Source organism: Brevibacillus sp. NPDC058079 (assembly GCF_042885155.1).
In the GTDB taxonomy this organism is placed as follows: domain Bacteria; phylum Bacillota; class Bacilli; order Brevibacillales; family Brevibacillaceae; genus Brevibacillus.
In genome coordinates this window covers 612,236-637,011 of record NZ_JBHVSO010000002.1, presented here as the reverse complement: position 1 = coordinate 637,011, position 24,776 = coordinate 612,236, and the positions used below count along the sequence as shown (strand labels likewise).

3 protein-coding genes (1 of these 3 cut by a window edge) are annotated in these 24,776 nt (G+C 46.6%); all 3 read left to right on the top strand.

The window, feature by feature from the left end; translation table 11 throughout:
• Positions 1-20 precede the first annotated feature (20 nt).
• Tightly spaced (each overlapping or abutting the next), the 3 genes in view from ACFVS2_RS09480 to ACFVS2_RS09470 form a layout consistent with a single transcriptional unit that may run on beyond the window.
• The gene (locus tag ACFVS2_RS09480) at positions 21-8,276 is read left to right on the top strand and encodes an SDR family NAD(P)-dependent oxidoreductase (protein WP_390233265.1); all 8,256 of its coding nucleotides are present in this window, start codon (positions 21-23) and stop codon (positions 8,274-8,276) included.
• Positions 8,273-20,191 carry an SDR family NAD(P)-dependent oxidoreductase gene (locus tag ACFVS2_RS09475; protein WP_390233263.1) on the top strand — a complete coding sequence of 3,973 codons (11,919 nt, stop codon included), beginning with the start codon at positions 8,273-8,275 and terminating at the stop codon, positions 20,189-20,191. Before ACFVS2_RS09480 ends, ACFVS2_RS09475 begins: the two co-directional genes overlap by 4 nt.
• Positions 20,188-24,776 carry the 5' portion of an amino acid adenylation domain-containing protein gene (locus ACFVS2_RS09470; protein WP_390233261.1) on the top strand. 16,870 nt of this gene lie beyond the right edge of the window, so only the first 4,589 of its 21,459 coding nucleotides appear in the window; the start codon lies at positions 20,188-20,190; its stop codon lies beyond the right edge, outside the window. The genes ACFVS2_RS09475 and ACFVS2_RS09470 overlap by 4 nt, the downstream gene beginning before the upstream one ends.

The following is a 24,776-nucleotide window of genomic DNA, read 5'->3' as shown; positions in this document are numbered from 1 at the left end:
AAGAAAGGGGGGAGTCGAGTATGAAGGTACTTTTTCATTCATTTCATGATATAGAAACCATTGTGAAAGAAGTAATGACCGACTTATTAAAAGATACGACGAATCCCTTGGATTTCGATAAAAGCTTTGTGGAACTAGGTATCAGCTCGGTTTTGTCTGTAGAAATGGTAGAGATGATTAATGAAAAGCTAGGCATTGACTTGGGGATTGAGGTCGTTTTTGATCATGAGAATATCAAGCAACTAGCCACGCATATTTTCGAAAAATATCAGGAAATCGCTCCAACAACAGATCGTACCCAAGCCGATAACGGTTCATCAACGATTGCGGGCAAGATAGGTAAAATCATTGCTCAGCTATTGGATACACCTGTGGAAACCTTGAATTTCGATAAAAGTTTCATCGAGCTGGGTATCAATTCTGTGTTGGCGGTCGAATTAATAGAAGCAATCAATGCTGACTTGGGGATTCATCTCGGCGTAGAAGTGATTTTTGACTATACAGAGGTGGGTGAGCTGGCTGCATATATCTCTCTGCAATTTGCAACAGAGCTGGCAGCAGATGACAGCCAAATCCTGCCTACTGTTTCAGAAAATGAACGGAATCATTCGAATCATACAAGAAACGAAATTCGCCACTCTGATATCGCGATCATCGGAATAGCAGGCAGATTTGCTGGCTCAGATTCAGTGGAAGCGTTCTGGGAGCATCTTGCGTCTGGCGACAGTTGTATCGAGGAAATAACGCGCAGTGGTTGGGAAGCGGATCATTATTACGGCGGGCTTCTCAAGGACATTGATCAATTTGATGCATCCTTTTTCAATATTTCCCCTGATGAAGCAAAAAGTATGGACCCTCAACAACGGTTGTTCCTGCAAGAATCCTATAAAGCTTTTGAGGATAGCGGATACTCTGTTGAACAGTTATCCGGGAGAAAAGTAGGGGTGTTTGTTGGGGGACGCCATTCAGACTACAAAGAGAAATCCATGTTGGCCGAAGGTGTCTCTTCACAAACGATGCTAGGCAATGAAATGTCGATGTTAGGAGCAAGACTCTCCTACTTTCTAAATCTCAAGGGACCAAGTCTCGCAGTAGATACAGCTTGTTCCTCTGCTTTGGTAGCCATTCATTTAGCCTGCGACAGTCTTCGCAGGGGAGAAACCGAAATGGCTCTTGCAGGCGGAGTGGCGATACACAGCTCCCCTGAATTTTTTGTGATGTCCTCGAAAATGGGGGTGGTCTCACCCGATGGGACTTGCAACACTTTTGACAATGATGCAAACGGAATGGTGTTTGGAGAAGGCGTTGGAGCAGTCGTACTGAAGCCAGTTGCGCAAGCATTGGAAGATGGCGACCATATTTATGCCGTCATCAAGGGCTCGACTGTGAATCAGACAGGAAAATCAAACGGGATTACAGCACCGAGCATGATTACCCAAAAAGAATTGATTGTGGATGCCTATGAAAATGCAGGGGTTCATCCGGAGACGATCAGTTATATCGAGACGCATGGGACAGGAACGCAACTGGGCGACCCTATTGAAGTGAAGGCATTGATTGAAGCATTTCGTTCGTTTACGGATAAAGCGCAATTTTGCGCGATTGGCTCACATAAGCCCAACATCGGTCATACTACGATGACATCGGGATTGGCGAGTCTGTTTAAAGTTGTCATGGCGATGAAATATAAGAAGATCGCGCCGACGATCAGCGTCAAGGAAGTCAATAAGCATATCAAATTGAACGGAAGTCCCTTTTTTATCAACACCGAGCTCATAGAATGGAATACCAGTGAGGCCACTCCGCGAAGAGCAGGTGTGAGCGCTCTAGGATCGAACGGAACCAATTGTCATCTGATTCTGGAAGAAGCGCCAACGGTACAACCAAAACCAAGCAATCAGCAAGTAGGAGCGTATTACTTGTTCCCGTTTTCAGCCAAGAGCGAGTCAGCTCTCACGCAAAAACTGGATGAAATGTCCCAATGGTTAGCAAAAGAAGCGGGACGTTTTCACGAACAAGATATTTCCTATACCTTGTTCACAGGAAGAAGTCATTTATCACACCGTTGCATGTTTATTGCCAAAGACGTAGATGAATTACGGCAAAAAATTGCGGAAGTAAAAGAAACGGGAACATCTACGGATTATTCTGTCCAGTATGAAACGGATTCCGTGCGGCTAGACAAGAGCTTGAAAGAGTTCGGAGAAAAATTAATGACGGAAGTATCAGAGAACAGTTCGCTAACCACCCATGCAAGGAAAGAGAAGCTGTCCACGCTTGCTGATTTATTTGTAAAGGGATACAAGCTGGATTGGAGTTCCTTATATAAAAACGGCAGATACAACCGAGTGCCTCTGCCAGCCTATCCATTTAGAGGGGAACGCTATTGGCTGCCCAAAACAGAGAGACAGGATCGCTTGCCCAATACTCACCCCGAATTGTGGAAGGAGATGGACGAGCTTCTCTGCAAGCAGTTATGGGGGCAAATGCAGTCCATCGGTTGGTTTACTGACAAGAGTGTGAATGTCGCCGACCTTAAGGCAAAAACAGGCTTCCATCACCGTTATGAAAAATGGATGGAAGAAAGTATGGCGATGTTAACTCGTCATGGCTATCTTGATGGCTTTGATGGAGAGCAATGCCTGGTGGTTGATCCGACTTTGATCGAGGTAGAAGCTGTATGGGAAGAATGGGATCGACGCAAGGTGGCGTGGCGTGAGGATGCCAATCTGGAAGTGCGGATAAGATTGCTGGAAGCTACGATGAAATCTCTGCCGCACATTGTAACAGGCAAGAAACTTGCTACGGATGTTATGTTTCCCGGCTCTTCTATGGAATTGGTCCAACATATTTATAAAAATAACCCGGTGGCGGATCACTACAATGAAGTGCTCGCGGAAACAGTCGCAACTTATGTGGAAGAACGCTTGAAAAAAGATCCTTCTGCAAAAATTCGCATCATAGAGATTGGTGCGGGAACGGGCGGAACGAGCACGTTTGTCTTTGAAAAGCTGAAGCCTTATCAGGAGTTTATTGAAGAATATTGCTATACCGACATCTCCAAAGCATTTTTGATGTTCGCGCAAAAGGAATATGGACCGCACGTTCCGTATCTGACCTATCAAATTTTTAATGTGGAAGCGCCTTTTGCTGAGCAAGGAGTTCGAGAGGGCTATTACGATCTGGTGATTGCGGCTAACGTGTTGCATGCCACCAAAGATATTCGCAAGACATTGCGGCATACCAAAGCTGTTTTACGAGAAAACGGTTTGGTTCTTTTAAATGAGATTAGCAGTAATTCCTTGTTCCTTCATCTGACCTTTGGGCTTTTGGAGGGCTGGTGGCTGTCTGAAGATACGGATGTACGTATTCCTGGTTCTCCTGCCTTAACTCCGGCATGCTGGCAAAAGGTACTGGAAAATGAAGGATTTCACACGATCTCTTTTCCAGCTCGGGAAGCTCATGATCTGGGGCAGCAGATTGTCCTTGGAAAAAGCGATGGCGTCCTTCACCCTGATGTTCGAGTCGGTGCGAGTGTTTCGCCTATCGCACGTGAGACGGTTCAGCAGGCAAAAGCAGAAGGGAAAGTCTCTTCGCAGCCAGCACCCCAAAACATCCCAAGCCAGTCTGTGGTGACCGAGCAGACAGTGACGGATTATGTGAAAGATATGATTATTGAAAAGCTGGTCACTGCATTGGAAGTCAATGTCGACTCGGTCGATGTGGACGAGCCTTTCAGAGATTATGGATTGGATTCCATTCTTGGCGTTAGATTGGTTCAAGAGATCAATCAAGCGTTGATGATTGAAATTGAGACGACGATTCTTTTTGATTACAGTACGGTAAATCAACTAACAAGCTATATTTTGTCTGAGTACAAAGCGGTCATTGCTCAAGCGTTAGGGCAGAAGATCAGTCTATCTGAGCAGAGGGAAGATTTCGTCTCTGCTATTCAGACCAAGCCATTCATTCAAGCAGCTCCTATGCTTTCAGAGGAAAAAGGGAGCGTGTCAGAAAAAGCTTCGTTCCTCACTGAACCTATTGCGATTATTGGTATGAGCGGTACGTTTGCTTCATCTAACAACGCTGACGACTTATGGGATCACTTGGTGAACGGTTCGGATTTACTTACGAAAGTGACTCGCTGGGATTTATCGGAGTACGGTCTGAATGAGGCAGAGGGTTATCAATACGGCGGGCTTGTAGAAAATATTGACTTGTTTGATCCGCTTTTTTTCAACATCTCCGGTCTCGAAGCTGACTATATGGACCCGCAGCAACGATTCTTTTTAGAGGAATCCTGGAAAGCGTTGGAGGATGCTGGCTATGCGGGTCAAGGCGTGCAAGGAATCCAATGCGGCGTCTACGCAGGATGTGCCAAAGGTGATTACGATCGCCTCGTGGGAGAGAATCCTCCTGCCCAAGCTTTTTGGGGAAATATGGAGTCCATTGTGCCTGCTCGGGTTGCTTATCATCTGGACTTGCAGGGACCTGCCGTCACGATTGATACGGCTTGCTCCAGTTCCTTGGTGGCGATTCATATGGCGTGCCAAGCCTTGCGGACAGGTGAGGTCGACATGGCATTGGCAGGTGGTGTCTTCATTCAATCTACGCCAGGATTTTATTTGTCTGCCAAGCGAGCAGGTATGCTGTCACCGACAGGACGCTGCCATACGTTTGATGAGCGTGCCGATGGATTTGCGACGGGGGAGGGCGCTGGTGTCGTTGTACTGAAACGTCTCTCGGAAGCTATTGCTTGCGGTGACCATATTTATGGTGTCATTCGAGGCTCGGGAATCAATCAGGATGGGATGACGAATGGGATTACGGCGCCGAGTGCGAAATCTCAGGAGCGCTTGGAACGCAATGTCTACGATACATTCGACATCAATCCTGAGCAAATTACGATGGTGGAGGCTCATGGAACAGGAACCAAGCTGGGAGATCCGATTGAGTATCAAGCGCTCACTCGTGCTTTTCGGGCCTATACGGATAAAAAAGAATTTTGTGCGATTGGATCGATCAAGACGAATATTGGTCATACCCAGATCGCAGCAGGTGTTGCAGGGGTTATCAAAATCCTTTTGTCATTGAAACACAAACAATTAGCGCCATCCCTGCATTTTGAAGCAGGAAACGCAAACATTAAGTTTGCAGACAGCCCTTTTTATGTCAATACAAGCCTGAAGGAATGGTCAGTGGAGTCGCAAGCCAAACGTTGTGCGGCGATCAGTTCCTTTGGAGCCAGCGGTACAAATGCGCATATGGTAATCGAAGAGGCGCCTCAGGTAGAGCAGAATCATGCGAAAAAGCCAGGCTATTTGATTGTGTTGTCGGCGCGCACTTTTGAACAGCTACGCCAACAGGTTGCCCAATTGCATTCGTTTTGCGAAAAAGCACCGGAGACGGATTGTGGAAATATCAGCTATACGCTGTTAGTAGGCAGAAAACATTTCCATCACCGTTTCTCTTGCATTGTTCAACATACAGCCGAGCTTGTTCAGCTTTTGAAAAAGTGGCTGGAAACAGGAAAAGCATCCCAGGCTTTTGTTTCCGAGTTACATGAAAAAGATCATCGTGAACAAACTGCATTGAAACGTTACGGAAATCAAAGCATCGAGAATCTGCATGTGACGAGTCAGGCAAGTGAATATTTGGAGCAGCTGTCTGTGATCGCGGAATTGTTTGGGCAGGGATATGGATTAGATTATGACAAGCTGTTTGCGAACGATCCGTATTCTCGTATTTCACTTCCCACGTATCCTTTTGCCAAGGAACGCCATTGGGTACTGGAGAGTGAAACAAAAGCAAATGCAAGGGGAACGGCAAAAACTACCACAGCGACCGTGATACATCCCATGCTGCATCAGAACACTTCTACTTTTTCTGAGCAACGGTTTAGCTCCACCTTTACGGGAGAAGAGTTTTTCTTGGCGGATCACGTAGTCAAAGGGCAGCGGGTGTTGCCGGGAGTTGCCTATCTGGAGATGGCAAGAACCGCGATGGAGCACGCTGTAGGAGAGAACGTCCACGGGGATACGGCAATTAAACTACAAAATGTCGTATGGGCTCGCCCTATCGTTGTAGGCGATCAGCCTGTTCGGGTACATACGGGTCTCGTTCTCGAAGAAGATGGTGAGGTATCCTACCAAATCTATAGCGAGGCAGAGGGCAGTGATGCCGAGATCGTGGTACACAGTCAAGGAAATGCTGTGCTTACCCCGCACGCGGAGTTGCAAATGCTTGATTTGCCTGTTTTGCAAGAGCAGTGCAGCGAGCAGGTGATTTCATCCGAGGAATTCTATGAGTTCTTCAGAGCGATTCACATTGATTATGGACCCGGACATAAAGGAATAGACAAGGTATATGTCGGGGCTGGACAAGTCTTGGCAAAGCTTATTCTACCGTTGTCGGTCACCGGCTCAGAGGATCAGTATGTCTTGCATCCAAGCTTGATGGATTCAGCTTTGCAGGCCTCTGTGGAGTTGACACTATCCTCCCGTCATGTGATGTCGTTGGATAGTCAGGCAAAACGCAAGCCAGTGATGCCTTTTGCCCTAGAGGAGATTGAAATCATCAGCCCGTGCACCTCTGAGATGTGGGCATATGTGCGCTACAGCGACGGCAGCCAAGCAGGGGATAAAGTAGAAAAATACGATATGGATCTATGCGATGACACTGGAACGATTTGTGTACGTATGAAGGGATTCACATCTCGGGTACTGGAAAGAGAGATTCAAACAGATCGTACAGCAACAAAAGCGGCAGTTGAGACCTCCAGCGAATCGCTGATTGGAACCATGCTGCTCAGCCCTGTATGGGAAGAGGTTGTGTTGACCAGAGGTTCGGAAATGCCACTTGCAAGCGATCAGATTCTGATTGTTTGTGCAGATGACGAGAACCGAAGCCTTGTTCAACAACGCTATCCTCGGGCAGCTGTTATGGTGATTACACCCGCAGAAAGTATGGATGAAATAGCGGTGAAGCTTGCGCAGATTGGTTCGATTGATCATATCATCTGGATTGCGCCATGGATTGATTTAGAATACTTGGCAGAAGAGGCACTTATCATCGAGCAGGAGCGCGGTGTATTTCATGTGTTTCGCTTGCTAAAAGCCCTGCTCAAATTGGGCTACGATACCAAGGAGCTAGGATGGAGTCTCGTAACCTTCCAGACCCAACCGATTCATCCAAACGATGTGGTCAATCCTATTCATGCCAGCCTTTACGGATTAGTCGGTTCGATGGCAAAAGAATACACAAACTGGCGTATCCGACTTGTTGATCTGGAAGCTGGTCGTGCTTGGCCAATAGAGGAGGTTTTCAAACTTCCGCCAGATGCTGAGGGGAATGCATCGGTTTACCGCGGAGGAAAATGGTATCGTCAGGAATTGATTCCATTGCGTCAACCACAATGGGAACCGGCTTCCTACAGACAGGGTGGAGTCTATGTGGTGATTGGAGGTGCTGGCGGTATTGGCGAAGTCTGGAGCGAATACATGATCAGCACGTATCAAGCGCAAATCATCTGGATTGGACGCCGAGAAAAGAATGCAGAAATCCAAGCCAAAGTGGATCGACTGGCTACGCTCGGACCTGCTCCTGTCTATATTGCGGCGGATGCGACGAATCGCAAGTCCTTGTATTTTGCCTATGAAGAGATTAAAAAACGATATAAACAAGTGAACGGAGTCATTCATTCCGCGATTGTCCTGCTAGATAAAAGTCTTGCAAATATGGACGAAGATCGCTTCCGTGCCGGACTTTCGGCAAAGGTAGATGTAAGCGTGCGGATTGCTCAAGTATTTGATCGGGAGCCATTGGATTTTGTCATGTTCTTCTCATCCATCAATTCATTTACCAAGTCTCCTGGACAAAGCAATTATGCGTCAGGTTGTACGTTTAAAGATATATTCGCGCACCAGCTTTCGTTGCATAGCCTCAGTGCAGTGAAGGTGATGAATTGGGGATACTGGGCGAACGTAGGCATTGTTGCCACCAAGGATTATCAGGAGAGGATGGCACAGGCAGGATTAGGCTCCATTGAACCTCGCGAAGCGATGGCGGCCTTGGAAAACCTGCTTTCTGGACCGATGAATCAGGTCGCGTTGGTGAAAACAACGAGATCACAGGCCATGCTTACGATAAATCCGGATAAATTAATTCACATCTATCCAGAAAAACTGGTATCCCACATCGAACGTGTAAAGAATGATATGCCCAAACTAGAGTTTTCGTCTCAACGCAGACAATCTGAAATGGAGGCTTATAAATGAATACAATGGATAAGCTTCTCAGTGAACTACTCTATGGTCAATTACAATCAATCGGGCTGTTTACGGTAAAAAAACAGACATTAGCAGAACTCAAAGCCAAATTGCATGATAGGTACGGCAAATGGTTGGAAGAAAGCATAGCCGTTCTCGTGCAAAACCATTATCTTGTGTACGATGGAGAGTCACTCATCGCAAACGATGCCACTCCTATCGATCTCGATACAGCATGGGAAAAATGGGAGGAAGAAAAAACAGCATGGCTAAACGCACCGAATAGTAAAGCTCAGGTGATTCTGGTAGAGGCAACCATGCGTGTACTGCCAGAGATTTTACTAGGAAAGATTCCCGCTACAGAGATCATGTTCCCTAATTCCTCGATGGAATTGGTGGAAGGGATTTATAAACACAACGAGGTTGCGGACTACTTTAACGAAGTGCTCGCGAATACGATTGTTACCTATGTGAAGCAGCGTACGGAGCAAGATGCTTCTGCACGGATTCGAATTTTGGAAATCGGGGCGGGTACAGGTGGAACTAGTTCGATCGTACTGCCAAGGCTAAAACCCTTTCAGAAGCATATCGAGGAATATTGTTATACCGATATTTCGCAAGCCTTTTTACTTCACGCCGAAAAAGAATATGGAGCCGAAAATCCATATCTCACGTATCGGATTTTTAACGTGGAAAAGCCTGTGGAGGATCAGGATATCGCTGCGGATACCTATGATCTGGTGATTGCAACAAACGTTTTGCATGCTACGAAAAATATTAGTCAAACCTTACACCATGCCAAAACAACTTTACAGAAAAATGGCTTACTGATTCTGAATGAGTTGACCAGCAATACCTTGTTTGCTCACTTGACGTTTGGCTTGCTGGATGGATGGTGGCGCTATGATGATCCAGAATGGCGTATTCCCGGTTGCCCCCTGTTAACGGTTGAAACATGGCAAAAGGTGTTGAAGAAGGTAGGATACCGATCTGTTTTCTTGCCAGCTGAAGAGCAAGTGGATTTATGCCAACAGATTATTGTGGCAGAAAGTGATGGGGTTATTCGTCGCAGCAGTCAACCGAGGCAGTCGGCGGTTACAGTTGCGTATTCGCCTGCAAAAAAGCAAGCCTCAAAGTTGAAGGTGAAGCCACTCAAAAAACAAGTGCCTGTTCGCACAACACCAGCGAAAAAGTCAGGCAGAGTCACTGAGGCATTGCTTCGTGAAAAAAGTACGGCTTATATCAAAAAGTTAATTGGTGAAACGCTTAGAATTCCGACCCAACAGATAAAATCATCAGCCTCATTAGAACAATATGGGATTGATTCGATTCTGGTTGTGCAATTGACCAATTCGCTTCGCAAAGATTTTGCGAATATGAGCAGTACGATATTTTTCGAGTATCAAACGATTGATGCCTTGGTAGAGTATCTCATAGAGACGCAAAAGGAAGCGTTGATCAAGGTAATAGGATTCGAAGCACAAGAAGCAATTGACGAAACATACCCGAGCGAGATAGAGAATGAGGAAATGACCGTCTCTGCTTCAACGGCGTACACCAATCTTCCTGTGAGAAAAACGAGACGCTTTTTATCCGTTCGGGAACAAGAGAGCAAGGAATCCATTTCGCCTTTATCTGTGGTGCGGGATGTGGCGATCATCGGTCTTTCCGGGCGTTATCCGCAGGCGAAAAATGTGGATGAATTCTGGAATCATTTAAAAGAGGGGAAAAACTGCATTTCCGAAATCCCTAAGGATCGCTGGGATTGGAAGAACTATTTTGACGAAGAAAAAGGCAAAAAGGAATCTATGTATACAAAATGGGGCGGATTTATCGAGGATATGGATAAATTCGATCCCTTATTTTTTCAAATCTCCCCAAAAGAAGCCGAGGAGATGGACCCGCAAGAACGGTTATTTTTACAAGAAGCCTATGCGAGTATTGAAGACGCTGGATATACGCCTACAACTCTGTGTGAAAGCAGAAAAGTAGGCGTTTTTGTCGGCGTGATGAATGGTAATTATCCGACGGGAGCCACTTATTGGTCGATCGCGAACCGACTCTCATATCTATTAAACTTTCAAGGTCCAAGTGTGGCGGTGGATACGGCTTGCTCCGCTTCTCTCACAGCGATTCATTTCGCCTTGGAAAGCCTGTACAGCGGTACAAGCGAGTGTGCAATCGCAGGGGGAGTCAATCTCATTGTCGATCCTGTCCACTATATGAAATTGTCAGCTTTGACGATGCTCTCTCCTACGAATCAATGCAAATCCTTCGGCGATCAAGCGGATGGCTTTGTGGATGGAGAGGGTGTGGGCGCTATCGTCTTGAAGCCTTTGGATAAGGCGATAGCCGATGGTGACCATATTTACGGAGTCATCAAAGGAAGCATGATGAATACCGGTGGGAAAACGAATGGCTATACTGTTCCGAATCCGCAGGTACAGGCGCAATTAGTGGCAGATGCCTTACAACGTGCCAAGGTACATGCAAGAACGGTCAGTTATCTGGAAGCACACGGAACAGGAACGGAGCTGGGTGACCCGATCGAGGTTGCTGGACTTACTCGCGCCTTTGAAAAAGACACCCAGGACAAACAGTTCTGCGCATTGGGATCAGCGAAGTCGAATATTGGACATTGTGAGAGTGCGGCAGGAATTGCTGGCGTAACGAAAATATTATTGCAGTTGAAGCACGCGCAATTAGTGCCTTCCTTACATTCCAGCACGCTCAATCCCAATATTGATTTCACCAAGACTCCGTTTGTGGTTCAGCAAGAGTTGGCGGAATGGAGAAGACCGATTGTAGAGATCAATGGCACAACCAATGAATATCCACGAATTGCAGGGATTTCCTCGTTTGGTGCAGGGGGAAGCAATGCCCATGTGATTATTGAAGAATATATTGCGGAAGAGCAACAGCGATCCAGTAGGATGATCACCCCTCAGAACCCAGCTATTCTTGTTTTGTCAGCAAAGAATGCGGAGAGGTTGTATGAGAAAGCACAGCAGTTGTTAGCTTTTATCCAAGAACATTCCTTATCTGATGCGCACTTAGCAGACATAGCGTACACGCTTCAGATAGGACGTGTAGCCATGGAAGAGCGTCTTGCTGTCCTTGCTGGCTCTATGAAGGAGTTGCAACAAAAACTAACAGCTTATGTAGAAGGGCAAGAGCATATTGCTGATTTGTATCGTGGTCAGGTAAACCGAAATCAGGAAATGCTGGATATTTTGACGTCCGATGATGAATGGGAAGAAACGATTGCGAGATGGATGGAACGCGGTAAATATAGCAAGCTTCTCGACCTGTGGGTGAAGGGCTTACCTATCGATTGGAACAAGCTTTATCAGGAAGAGCGACCGAGTCGTATCAGTTTGCCAACATATCCTTTTGCCAAGGAATCTTATTGGATCGAAGCCAAGTCTGTTAGCAGTAGCGCAGGGGTGGGTTCGATTCATCCTTTATTGCACCAAAATACATCTAATTTCATGGAGCAGCGGTTTAACTCCACGTTTACGGGACAGGAGTTTTTCCTGACTGACCATGTCATTAAGGGTCAACGTGTCTTGCCAAGTGCGGCTTATCTGGAGATGGCACGGGCAGCAATACAGTTGGCGACGGGAGGTCTTGATTCGGAGCAAGAACAGGACGGACTTCGTTTCAAAAATGTTGTCTGGACTCAACCTTTGGCTGTTGGGGCAGAACCCGTTCAGGCACATATCGAACTCTATCCTGAGGCGAATGGTGAAATTGTTTTTGAAATTTACAGCGATAGCAAGGAAGATCAGAATCAAACGGCAGAGATTGTACACAGTCAGGGAAGTGCCGTGTTGTGTTCGATTCCAGATATTCCATCATTCGAGCTCTCCGTATTGCAGGAACAGTGCAAGATAAGCACACTCAGCGCAGAACAATGCTATGAGGCTTTCAAAAAGATGGGAGTCGACTATGGGCCTGCACATCGTGGGATTGAGCAAATTTTGATCGGTCAGGGGCAGGTGCTGGCGAAGCTGTCTCTGCCTTCTTCCGTGATGACGACCCAAGGACAATTTGGTCTGCATCCGAGTTTGCTCGACGCAGCTCTACAGGCGTCGCTTGGCTTGATGATAGCAACGAGTGATTTTTCGCTGATCCTTCCCTTTGCTCTTGAGGAATTGGAGATCGTAGGTGCTTGCTCCGCTTCTATGTGGGCACTCATTCGTTACAGTGAGGGCAGTAAAGCTGGAGATAAAGTGGAGAAGTTTGATATCGACTTATGTGACGAGAACGGGAATGTCCAGGTGCGGATGAAGGGCTTTTCTACGCGCAAGATCGCAAATGAATCTGTTGGATCAGGAGTAGAAGCGCCAAAAGCTGCTGTTACTTTCGAAGAGGAGAAGGCCGTAGATTCCTCCTCACTGATGGAACAGGCAACCCATTATTTTAAAAAGCTGCTTTCCTCCGTCATCAAATTGCCAGCAAATAAAATGGAAGCAGACGCCTCGTTGGAAAAATACGGTGTCGATTCCATTGTGGCTATGCAGATGACCAAAGAGTTAGAAAAGCTCTTTGGTTCGTTACCAAAAACGTTATTTTTTGAATACCAAACGATAAAAGAATTAACAGGATTTTTCCTTGAAAATTACCGTGAGAGCCTGATGCACATCCTGGGGATGGGGGAAAATGCGGAAGCCTCCCTCACGCAAGAGCCAGAAGCAACGATTGTGGACGAAAGGACAGCCGAGACAGAGCGCAGGAGCAAAAAACGCAAGTCTCAACGATTCTCGTCCCTGCGAATGGAAACCCATCGAGAAAAAGGAGCGTTGGACATTGCCATTATTGGTATTTCTGGACGCTATCCGCAAGCATGGAATATACAAGACTTTTGGACAAATCTGCGCGACGGCAAGGATTGTATTACCGAAATCCCAAAAGACCGTTGGGATCACAGTCTGTACTTTGATGAAGCGAAGGACAAGATCGGTAAATCGTATTCCAAATGGGGTGGCTTCATAGACGGTGTCGATCAGTTTGATCCACTATTCTTCCATATTTCCCCACGGGAAGCAGAGCTGATGGACCCACAGGAGCGGTTATTTTTACAGTGTGTCTATGAAACGATAGAGGATGCAGGGTATACGCGCGATGCTCTTGGCAAGCATGAAGGCTTAGGAGGCAATGTAGGTGTTTACGTAGGTGTTATGTACGAGGAATACCAGCTCTATGCGTCCGCTGAACAGGCATTGGGCAGAGCGCTTACGATTGCGGGAAGTCCAGCTTCCATCGCTAACCGCGTCTCCTATTTTTGCAATTTCCACGGTCCGAGCATGGCGGTCGATACGATGTGTTCTTCTTCGTTGACGGGGATTCATTTAGCGTGTCACAGCTTGCAACGCGGCGAATGTGAGGTTGCGATCGCAGGTGGTGTGAATGTTTCTATCCATCCAAACAAATATCTGTATTTGTCGCAGGGCAAGTTCGCTTCCAGCAAAGGCCGATGCGAAAGCTTTGGGGAAGGCGGCGACGGATATGTACCTGGCGAAGGTGTCGGAACGGTATTACTCAAACCTCTGGCAAGAGCAATCGCTGATGGAGACCACATCTATGGCGTGATCAAAGGAAGCGCCATTAATCATGGTGGAAAAACGAATGGTTATACGGTTCCCAATCCTCATTCTCAATCAAGGGTGATTCGTCGAGCTTTTGAAGAAGCAGGAATTCACCCGCGAACGGTCAGCTATATAGAGGCACACGGTACAGGGACTTCATTAGGAGACCCTATTGAAATTGCCGGATTGACGAAGACCTTTCAGGAATACACGAAGGAGAATCAGTTCTGCGCGATTGGTTCGGCCAAGTCAAATATCGGGCATGGTGAAAGTGCGGCAGGGATTGCAGGGTTGACCAAGATATTGCTGCAAATGAAATACAAGAGGTTAGTTCCGTCCCTGCATTCCCGCACACGTAACCCGAACATTGATTTTAGCAAGACTCCATTTGTGGTGCAGCAAGAGCTGGCGGAATGGAAGCGTCCCGTGATTGAAATCAATGGGGTAACGAGAGAATATGCAAGGATTGCGGGGTTATCCTCCTTTGGAGCGGGAGGAGCAAATGCTCATCTCGTCATGGAAGAATACAACGAAGAGGAACACCGCCCAGCAATCAGCATCTCGGCAAAAAATTCAGTTGTCATCGTATTGTCAGCGAAGAACAAAGATCGTCTTCGGGAGCAAGTACAGCGGTTGTTGTCTGCTATTCGGGAGCAAGTGCTGAGGGACAACGAACTAGCAGAGATTGCCTATACTCTCCAAGTAGGACGCGAGGCGATGGAAGAGCGGTTTGCTGTGACCGTCAAATCAATCTCTGAGCTTGAAGCAAAGCTAGCGAGTTATCTGGAAGATGAGGATGATGGACAAGACCTGTTCACGGGTCAAGTAAAGCGGAATAAAGAAACGATGGATGTATTTGCAGCAGATGAGGATTTACAACAGGCAATCGATACATGGATCACCAAAGGGAAATACGCAAAGATCTTGCAGATGTGGGTAAAAGGACTGATTTTTGACTGGAACAAACTCTACGGGGATACGAAGCCTCGCCGAATCAGCCTACCTGCTTATCCTTTTGCAAGAGAGCGCTATTGGCTGCCAAAGGTGGAGTCACAAGACACTGGTCTTATCGCAGCAGGAGCACTGGCTACTCTGCATCCCATGCTGCATCAAAATACGTCTACACTTTCGGAACAACGGCACAGTTCGACGTTTACTGGGCAGGAGTTTTTCCTTAGAGATCATGTCGTGAAGGGGCAAAAGGTCTTGCCTGGGGTAGCTTATCTGGAGATGGCACGAGTGGCAGTGGATTTGGCAGCAGGTGTCCGATCTGATAACCAGTCTGCGATTCAATTGAAAAATATCGTATGGGCGAAACCAGTTATTGTGGAAGACGCACCGATCCATGTACACACAGGACTTTATCCGGAAGAGAATGGTGAAATCGCTTTTGAAATCTACAGCCAGTCAAGGGAAGCTCAGGAGAATCAAGTAGTACATAGCCAGGGAAGAGCAGTACTACGATCAGCTATGGAAGCGCCAGCGCTCGACCTTTCTGCCATTCAAGCACAGTGCACAGCGAGTAGTTATAGCTCTAGCCAATGCTACGAAACGTTTCATGCGATAGGACTGACATACGGTCCATCACACCAAGGAATTGAGAAGCTGTTTGTCGGGTCAGACCAAGTGCTGGCGAAGCTGATCTTGCCTCCCTCTGTTACGGATGCAGCAGGAAAATATGTCCTCCATCCGTGTATCATGGACGCCGCATTACAGGCATCGCTCGGTTTTATGATGGGCACTACCGACCTTCAGCCGTCCCTGCCTTTTGCCTTAGAACAATTGAACATTTACAGTGCCTCTACAGCTGCTGTATGGGCGTTGGTTCGATACAGTGATGGCAATGCAGCTACGCAAAACGTGCAGAAGCTCGACATTGATTTGTGTGATGAGCAAGGCAAGATTTGCGTAAGCATGAAGGGATTCACAACAAGGATGCTCGAAGCTGAAAAAACTGCCGGAGTTGCAAAAAGCAAAGGTACAGGGGAATCAAGAAAAATCACTAGTACGCTGATGCTTCGGCCTGCTTGGATCGAAAAAGCCATTCCTAAGGAAGCCAAAGCTCCTGATTATGAACAGCATGTGGTGATGCTCTGCGAACCAGGGCAGATTTCATGGGATAGCATTTCATCTCAGATAAACGGTGCGAGATTCCTTGTATTGCAATCCGATCAGCAAGGCATAGCGGAACGATTCCAAGCGTATGCTGTTCAGGCGTTTGAAGAAATAAAAGCCCTTCTTCAAGCAAAACCAAAAGGGAAGGTGCTCATTCAGATTGTTGCTCCTCTCCAATCGGAACAAAGCCTGTTTGCTGGTATAGCTGGTCTGTTGAAAACCGCACAGATCGAAAACCCGAAAGTAATCGGACAGTTGATCGAAATCGATTCAATAGAAGATTCAGCGGGATTGGCGGAAAAGCTGAAAGCAAACAGCCTTTGCCCAGCCGACAGCCAGATTCGCTATCAGTTCGGGAAAAGATATATGGCGGGATGGAGTGAAGTTACGGTCCCTCAGAATGAAGTAAACATGCCGTGGAAAGACAACGGGATATATTTGATCACGGGTGGAGCAGGTGGCTTGGGACTTGTTTTTGCCGAAGAAATGGCAGCGAGAGCTCATGGCATCACCTTGATTTTGACGGGACGCTCTGTGCTGACTGAGGAGAAGCAAGCAAAGCTTCGTAAGCTTGCGGATAAAGGGGCAAGAATCGAATATCGCCAAGTGGATGTCACGCAGAAACAGGCCGTAGAGGATTTGATCCAAAGTATTCAAGCAGAGTTTGGCGATCTTCACGGGATCATTCACGGGGCGGGCGTGACTCGCGACAACTTTATCCTGAAGAAATCCAAAGAAGAAGTACAAGCAGTTCTTGCGCCAAAAGTTGCGGGACTCATTCATTTAGACGAAGCGACTAAGGGGCTGAATCTGGATTTCTTTGTGCTCTTTTCTTCAGCGGCTGGAAGCTTGGGAAATATGGGCCAAGCAGATTATGCAACGGCCAACGCCTTTATGGATACCTACTCCGCTTACCGCAACGAACAGATCGCGCTAGGCGAACGGCAGGGTCAGACTATCTCCATCAATTGGCCTCTGTGGAAAGAGGGCGGAATGCAGGTAGACGAAGAGACAGAAAAGAGATTGTGGGACGACCTTGGCATGGTTGCTATGCAGACGGCTTCGGGTATCAACTGCTTGTATCGGGGGTTAGCTTCGGGACAAGATCAGTTGATGGTCATGGAAGGCGATCTTGTACGAATGAAGCAAAGGCTGATGGGGGGCTCTGTGACCTCATTGACGCAAAGCGAGGTTCAAGCGTCTTTGCTGAAAATGGTCGCTGATTTGCTCAAGGTTGATAGAGAGGATATTGAAATCCACGCTGAGCTCCATGAGTACGGCTTTGACCAGATTAAGCTGACCGAATTTACAAACAAGCTGAATCAAGCCTATGAGCTTGAACTCACTCCAACTGTATGGGTAGAGTACCCGACGCTTTTTGCTGTCTCGCAATACTTGGTAGATGCATACCAGAATCGGTTCATACAACAGTTCCGACCAGCAGAGAGCGCTAGTACCCCTGCAAAAACGGAGAAAGAACAGCCTGTTTCCGTTGGGCAACAAGATGTGCTTCGGGCAAAAGTAAGGGAGTATCTGAAAAAGGAAATTTCTGCTGTTATCAAGCTCCCAGCTTATAAAATCGATGCGGATGCTCCTCTAGAGAAATACGGGATCGACTCAGTCATGGCGATGCAATTGACCAATCAATTGGAAAAGGCATTCGGTTCGTTGTCAAAAACGTTGCTCTATGAATATCAAAACATAGAGGATTTGACAGGCTATCTTTTGGCACATCATGGAGACAAAATCATCGAAATCATAGGGGCTGGGAAAACCGTAGAGACAAGTACAGTAGAGAATGTTGCTCATGTACTGCCTACTGCTGACTCCATAACAGAGCATCGCCGTCGCTTCTCTTGGTTTGTTACGCGTGAGCAGGAAAATAAACAAACAACATCTGACCTAGACATTGCGATAATCGGTATTTCTGGTCGCTATCCGCAGGCTTCCAATATACAAGAGTTCTGGAACAATTTGCGGGACGGCAAGGATTGCATTACAGAGATTCCGCAAGGGCGCTGGGATCACAGCTTGTATTTTGACGAGGATAAGAACAGACAAGGAAAAGCATACAGCAAATGGGGCGGATTCATAGACGGTGTCGATCAATTTGATCCGCTGTTTTTCCATATTTCTCCGCGAGAAGCAGAAATGATGGACCCTCAAGAGCGCCTTTTCCTGGAAACCGTGTGGAATCTGCTCGAGGACACAGGACACACGCGAGAGGTGTTACAACGTCAATATGATAATAGAGTCGGCGTCTATGTAGGGGCGATGTATCAGCCGTATCACGCATTTGATACGGATATGGATAAGGGCTCTATCATTTCCCTCTCTTCCTACCATTCGATTGCCAACCGAGTCTCTTACTTCTTTAATCTACAAGGTCCAAGCATGGCGATTGATACAGCGTGTTCTTCATCTGCTATTGCCATTTATCATGCCTGCGAAAGCTTGATGAAGGGAGAAAGCTCGCTTGCTATCGCTGGTGGCGTGAATGTTTCGATTCATCCTAAGAAATACCTAGGCTTAAGTCAGGCACAAATGATTGGAAGCCACGCAGATAGCAGAAGCTTTGGAGATGGAGACGGTTATTTGCCAGCAGAAGGCGTAGGCGCTGTACTTTTGAAGCCTTTAGCAAAAGCGATGGAAGATGGAGACTCGATCTTAGCCGTTATTAAATCAGCCGCGACCAATCATGGCGGACGTACCAATGGATTTTCCGTGCCTAATCCCCAAGCACAAGCGCAATTGATAGAAGAAAATTTTGCTAGAGCGGGCATTGATCCACGGACGATCAGTTATGTGGAAGCCGCCGCAAATGGCTCGCTGCTGGGAGATCCGATTGAGCTGAAGGCGTTAACGAATGCTTTTTCGAAGCAGACGGACGATGTTCAGTTTTGTGGAATTGGGTCGGTGAAATCGAATATCGGTCACGCCGAAGCAGCTTCCGGTATTTCTCAGCTGACAAAGGTAATCTTGCAGCTACAGCATCAGGAGTTGGTTCCCTCTATAAAAGCGGAGCCGTTGAACCCGCATGTCAATTTTGCAAAAACGCCTTTTTATTTGCAAAAAGATCGACAAAAGTGGGATCGACCAGTGGTGAGAATCAATGGAGAAGAACGAGAGGTTCCACGCCGGGCGACGATCAGTTCATTTGGAGCAGGCGGGTCAAATGCTCATTTGATTCTCGAAGAATATATTCCGGCGCAGGCAGAGAGGAAATCCAGTTCTTCCGCCACTTCACCCCAGATTGTGGTTTTCTCGGCAAAAAATGCTGAGCGATTGCGTGCCGTAGCCCAGCAGATGCTTGTATTTGCCAAGCAGCAAGCGTTCTCCTTGGCGGATTTTGCCTACACACTTCAAGTGAAACGAGAGGCTATGGAATGCAGATTGGCTATGGTGGTTCAAGATCGAGATGAGCTGATTCATGGATTACAGACGTATTTGGAAGCGGTCGAACAAGGCAGTGAGCCAACTGCATCGATTCCTATCTATACAGGAGATCTCGAAGAAGAGCATGCAGGAGTGAGAAATCTTCTTTCAGGCAAGGTAGGAGATACCGTATTGCAGGTTCTTTTAGCAGAAAATAATCTGGAAAAGCTTGCCCTTCATTGGACGCAGGGAGGTAAAATTCCTTGGGAATCCTTGTATCCACAAGAGCGTCGCATGATATCTCTGCCTACCTATCCTTTTGCGAGAGAACGCTATTGGCTCTCCACTTCCGAGGGTGAGGAGGAGCAGCTAGGAACTGAAACGATCACTCAACCTATGGAAAAAGCGACGTTAGCGATTGCTATCAACCCGGACAGCCCAACAGAGGAAAACATTCAGCGTGATATGGCACAATTTATCTCACGTGAATTACACCTTTCGGAAGGGCAAATTAAGCCAAACAAATATTTCTTGGACTATGGCATGGATTCGATCATGGTTACCAAGCTGATTCGTCATTTAGAGCATCGCTGGAACATCAAGATCAGAGGGCGGGAAGTATTGGAGAACCCGACGATGAAGTCCTTGGCCCATCTCCTTGCGATAAAAATAAAAGAGTGGAGTCATAAAGAGATTGCTTCCACTACAGATTTAGAAACAATGTCTCAGGATAGCGGTGAACGGACGGAGAATTTCGGAGTCGATATGTTGCAAAAATTCAAAGAAGGCCTACTAAGCTTAGAAGAGATCGAACAGTTAATCGACAAAGGAGGGATGATATGATGCGACGGGAAATTCTCATGGCTTACAAAGAAGGTAAGCTGTCTGCTGCGGAAGTCAAAGAGAAGCTTCTGGAGCTGGAAAACCCATCGTTTACAAGTCCTCTGTCCGTCGGGCAGCAAGGATTGTGGATGTTGCAAAAAATGTCTCCTACGATGAGTGCTTATAATGTTCCGTTATGCTTTTGCATCCGTCAGAAATGGGACGTAGCCTTATTTAAACAGGCTTGCCACCTTGTACGTAAACAGCAGCCGATTTTACAGCGTTCGATTATAGAAAAGCATGGTGTTCCGTATCTGCTTCAACATCTGGAGCAATCGCTTGCCATTGAGCAAGAGGACATCTCACACCTAACGTCCCAGGATGTATTGCCGTATCTCAGGCAAAAAGTAAAAGAACCCTTTTCATTGGAAAAGGGTTCTTTGCTTCGCATTCATCTATTGTCGCGTTCGGAAGATGAGCATTTTGTCCTGATTACGATTCATCATATGATATTTGACGGACATTCCTCCTTGTTATTACTACAAGCATTGGTCCATACCTATATCGAGCTGGTTGAAGGAAAGCAGCCAAAGGTAACACTGAATTCAACCGATTACGCTGACTTCGTAAAGTGGGAACAGGACATGATGGCAAGCACGGAAGGTGGGGAACATCGTTCTTACTGGCTGGAGCAATTGTCAGGTACGTTACCACAACTGGAGCTTCCTGCCGATCGCCCGCGTTCTTCTGCACCAAGCTTCGAGGGGCAGGTTTTTACGCACGTATTTTCACGAGATTTGAGTCAGCAGGTGAAAATGCTCTCCAAGCATTACCTCATGAACCCATCTGTTCTCTTGTTAGGGATTTTTAAAGCCTTATTGTATCGCTATACAGGTCAAACCGATGTGATTGTCGGCATGCCGACGATGGGGCGTCCAGAAGAGAGATTCGATTCCCTGATCGGTTATTTTGTCAATATGATCCCCATTCGCAGTCAGGTAACAGGGAAAAAGTCTTTCTCCCATTTCATTCGGGAATTGCAGCTTACGCTGATTGACGGGATGGATCACGCTGTATATCCTTTTCCAGCGATGGTTCGCGAGGCAAATATTCCTCGCCTTCATGGAAATTCACCCGTATTCGATATCATCTTTACGTACCAAAATTTTCTGCAATCGCAAAACTTGCAGCGATTTTATGATGAATGTCAAAACAAGCTTGCCATCGAATTGATTGAGGGTGTTCATCAAGAGGGTGAGTATGAATTTGAGTTAGAGGTGTTTGAGCAGGAAGCCGAGTTTGTAATGAATCTGAAATACAATCCACATGTATTTGATCAAGCGACGATACAGCGGATGGCAGAGCATTATCAGAATATCGCAAACGAAGTCATCCAAAATCCTGACCTCGCTTTGGATGAGATACCACTTATCTCTGCTGAAGAACGAAACATGCTGCTCGTTGAGTGGAATGCGACTGAAGTGGCATTTCCACAGGCTTTATGCATCCATGACTTGTTCGAGAAGCGAGTCCAGCAAACGCCAGATGCGGTGGCTGTTGTTTATGAAAAGCAGTCGTTGACCTACCGTGAACTGGATGAACAGATTACCAAGCTGGCGATCTATTTGCAGGCCAAGGGAGCAGGTCCAGAAGCTACGGTAGGGATTTGTGTCGAACGCTCCTTGGAAATGGTCATTGGCATTTTAGGTATTCTGAAAGCTGGCGCCGCTTATGTTCCATTGGACCCAACCTATTCCACAGAGCGGTTGGCATACATGGTGGAAGACAGCAAGAGCAATTTAGTGCTTACCCAGACTCGCCTTTTGGACAAGGTATCTTCAGCCGCAGGAGAAAATACGAAATGCATCTTGTTAGACAGGGATTGGGAAGAGGTTGAGCAGACAGCCCAGCGACAAAAAACGCTCAATCGGATAGTAAACCCAACCAATCTGGCTTATGTGATTTATACATCTGGAAGCACAGGGAAACCAAAAGGGGTCATGGTGAGTCATGAAAGTATCATCAACACCCTCTTTTTCCTTGAATCTCGTTATCCGGTTATGGAGAACGATGTTTATCTGTTGAAAACCAACTATGTGTTTGATGTTTCGCTGTCCGAGCTGTTTGGTTGGTTCATTGGTAAAGGACGTCTGGTCATTCTTCCGCCACATGGGGAGAAGTCTCCAGATATGTTAGCGGAATCTATCGTGAAGCATCGCGTGACTCATGTCAATTTTGTTCCAGCGATGCTGAATGTCTTCGTAAACGGCGTTGTAGCGAATCAGCCATTCCTACAGCATTGTCCTCTAAAATATGTGATGGTTGCGGGCGAAGCCTTTCCAAAAGAGTTGGTGAAAAAGACGGTTGCCACTTTTCAAAAGGCGAAGATCGAAAATATTTACGGACCAACAGAAGCCTCCATTTATGCAGCATGGTTCTCCTGCTCTGAAAATGAACTGGTCAGCAGCAATACACCGATTGGTAGACCTGTCGCAAATACGCAACTCTACATCGTTGATCGCCATATGAATCCCGTGCCAGTTGGTGTTCCAGGAGAGCTTTGTATTGCAGGAAAAGGCTTGGCTCGTGGGTATTTGAATCGCCCAGAGCTTACCGCAGAGAAGTTTGTAGATAACCCGTTTACACCGGGAACTAAGTTGTACAAAACAGGTGATTTAACACGTTGGCTCCCAGATGGAACGATTGAGTATTTAGGCCGAATCGATCATCAAGTAAAAATTCGAGGCTTTCGAATTGAATTGGGTGAGATCGAGAGCCAACTAATGGCTCATCCACAGATCCAAAGTGTTGTCGTGTTGGTGAAAGAAGAGGGAGATCATAAGCGGTTGGTTGCTTATTATGTTCTAAAAGCAGGTGCGAACCATGAACGGCTTGAGCCGTCAAATTTACGGGATTATTTGAGAAAGAATTTGCCAGAGTATATGCTTCCGGCATTTTTTGTTTCCATGGATAAAATCCCATTAACCGCTAATGGAAAAGTGGATCGCGCAGAGCTGCTGAATCAAAAGCTTGTGGTAACACAGGCGAAGAAGCAGAGTCTGCCGCAATCTGATATTGAGCAAAGGACTTTGAAAATTTGGCAGGATGTCCTGAATGTAGACGGGATCAGTACAGGAGATGGCTTTTTCGATGTGGGTGGAGACTCGATTCTCGCAACCATGGTTGTAGCCAAAATGACGGAAGAGTTTCAGTGCGATCTAAATGTGACCACTCTGTTTAAGTACGTCAATATTCGAGAGATTAGCGAATATATCGCAACAAGGAAAGAGAATGAATCGGATGAGCAAGCGGATTTTGTCAATCCGAACCAGGCAACGGAGTATAGTGAAGGACAAGTGGAGGAGTCATATCCTGAATACTATGAGGATAGCATCGCGATTATTGGAATCTCCTGCCACTTCCCAGGAGCGAAAAATCATAGAGAGTTTTGGGAGAATTTACGAAACGGCGTAGAAAGTGTACGTTTCTTCTCTGATGAGGAAATAGATCAATTACACCTGCCAGATGAATACTTACAGAATCCGAACTTTATTCCGGTGCAATCCACTATTGAAGGGAAAGATCACTTCGATCCAGGATTCTTTCACCTTTCAGCCAGAGACGCAGAATTTATGGACCCGCAGTTTCGACTGTTATTGACCCATTCATGGAAAGCATTGGAGGATGCAGGATATACGCCGAAACAGGTTCCGCAGACGGGTGTATTTATGTCGGCGAGCAATAGTTACTATCAAGCACTCTTGCCGCATTTCACCAAGGAATCACCGAATGTCATGAAAGACCCCAATGAATATGTCTCGTGGGTTTTAGCACAAGGTGGAACCATTCCAACGATGATTTCTCATAAAATGGGGCTGAAGGGGCCGAGCTTTGCCGTCCATTCCAATTGCTCTTCGTCGCTGGTTGGATTGCATCTGGCTTATCGCAGCCTGCAAGCGGGAGAATCGAAGGTGGCTTTAGTAGGTGGCGCAACTATTTTCCCTACGACTTATACAGGGTATGTCTATCAAGCTGGATTGAACTTTTCCAGTGATGGTCACTGCAAGACGTTCGACGCGTCAGCAGACGGCATGATCGGTGGAGAAGGAGTCGGCGTGGTTGTCCTCAAAAAAGCTTCCGATGCGATCAAGGACGGCGATCATATTTACGCCCTCATGAGAGGAATTCGGATCAATAATGACGGGGCAGATAAAGTCGGATTTTATGCGCCAAGTATAAAAGGTCAGGCTGAGGTGATTCAGCAAGTATTAGATGACACCAAGATTCATCCTGAAACGATTAGCTATATCGAAGCGCATGGAACTGGTACTTATTTAGGCGATCCGATAGAATTTGCGGCGCTCAATGAAGTGTATACAACATACACAACCAATAAACAGTACTGCGGTCTTGGATCGGTGAAAACCAATATTGGACATCTCGATACAGCCGCAGGGTTAGCCGGTTGCATCAAAGTAGCACTAAGCCTATACCATAATGAAATTCCTCCATCGCTAAACTATGAAAAGCCGAATCCGAATATCAATTTGGATCAATCACCGTTTTATGTGGTTGATACGCTCAAAAAATGGGAGGATGCGCCTGT

Excerpts from the sequence above, each read along its gene's own strand:
- ACFVS2_RS09480 (WP_390233265.1), top strand. The coding sequence starts at position 21 with ATGAAGGTACTTTTTCATTCATTTCATGATATAGAAACCATTGTGAAA.
- ACFVS2_RS09475 (WP_390233263.1), top strand. The coding sequence starts at position 8,273 with ATGAATACAATGGATAAGCTTCTCAGTGAACTACTCTATGGTCAATTA.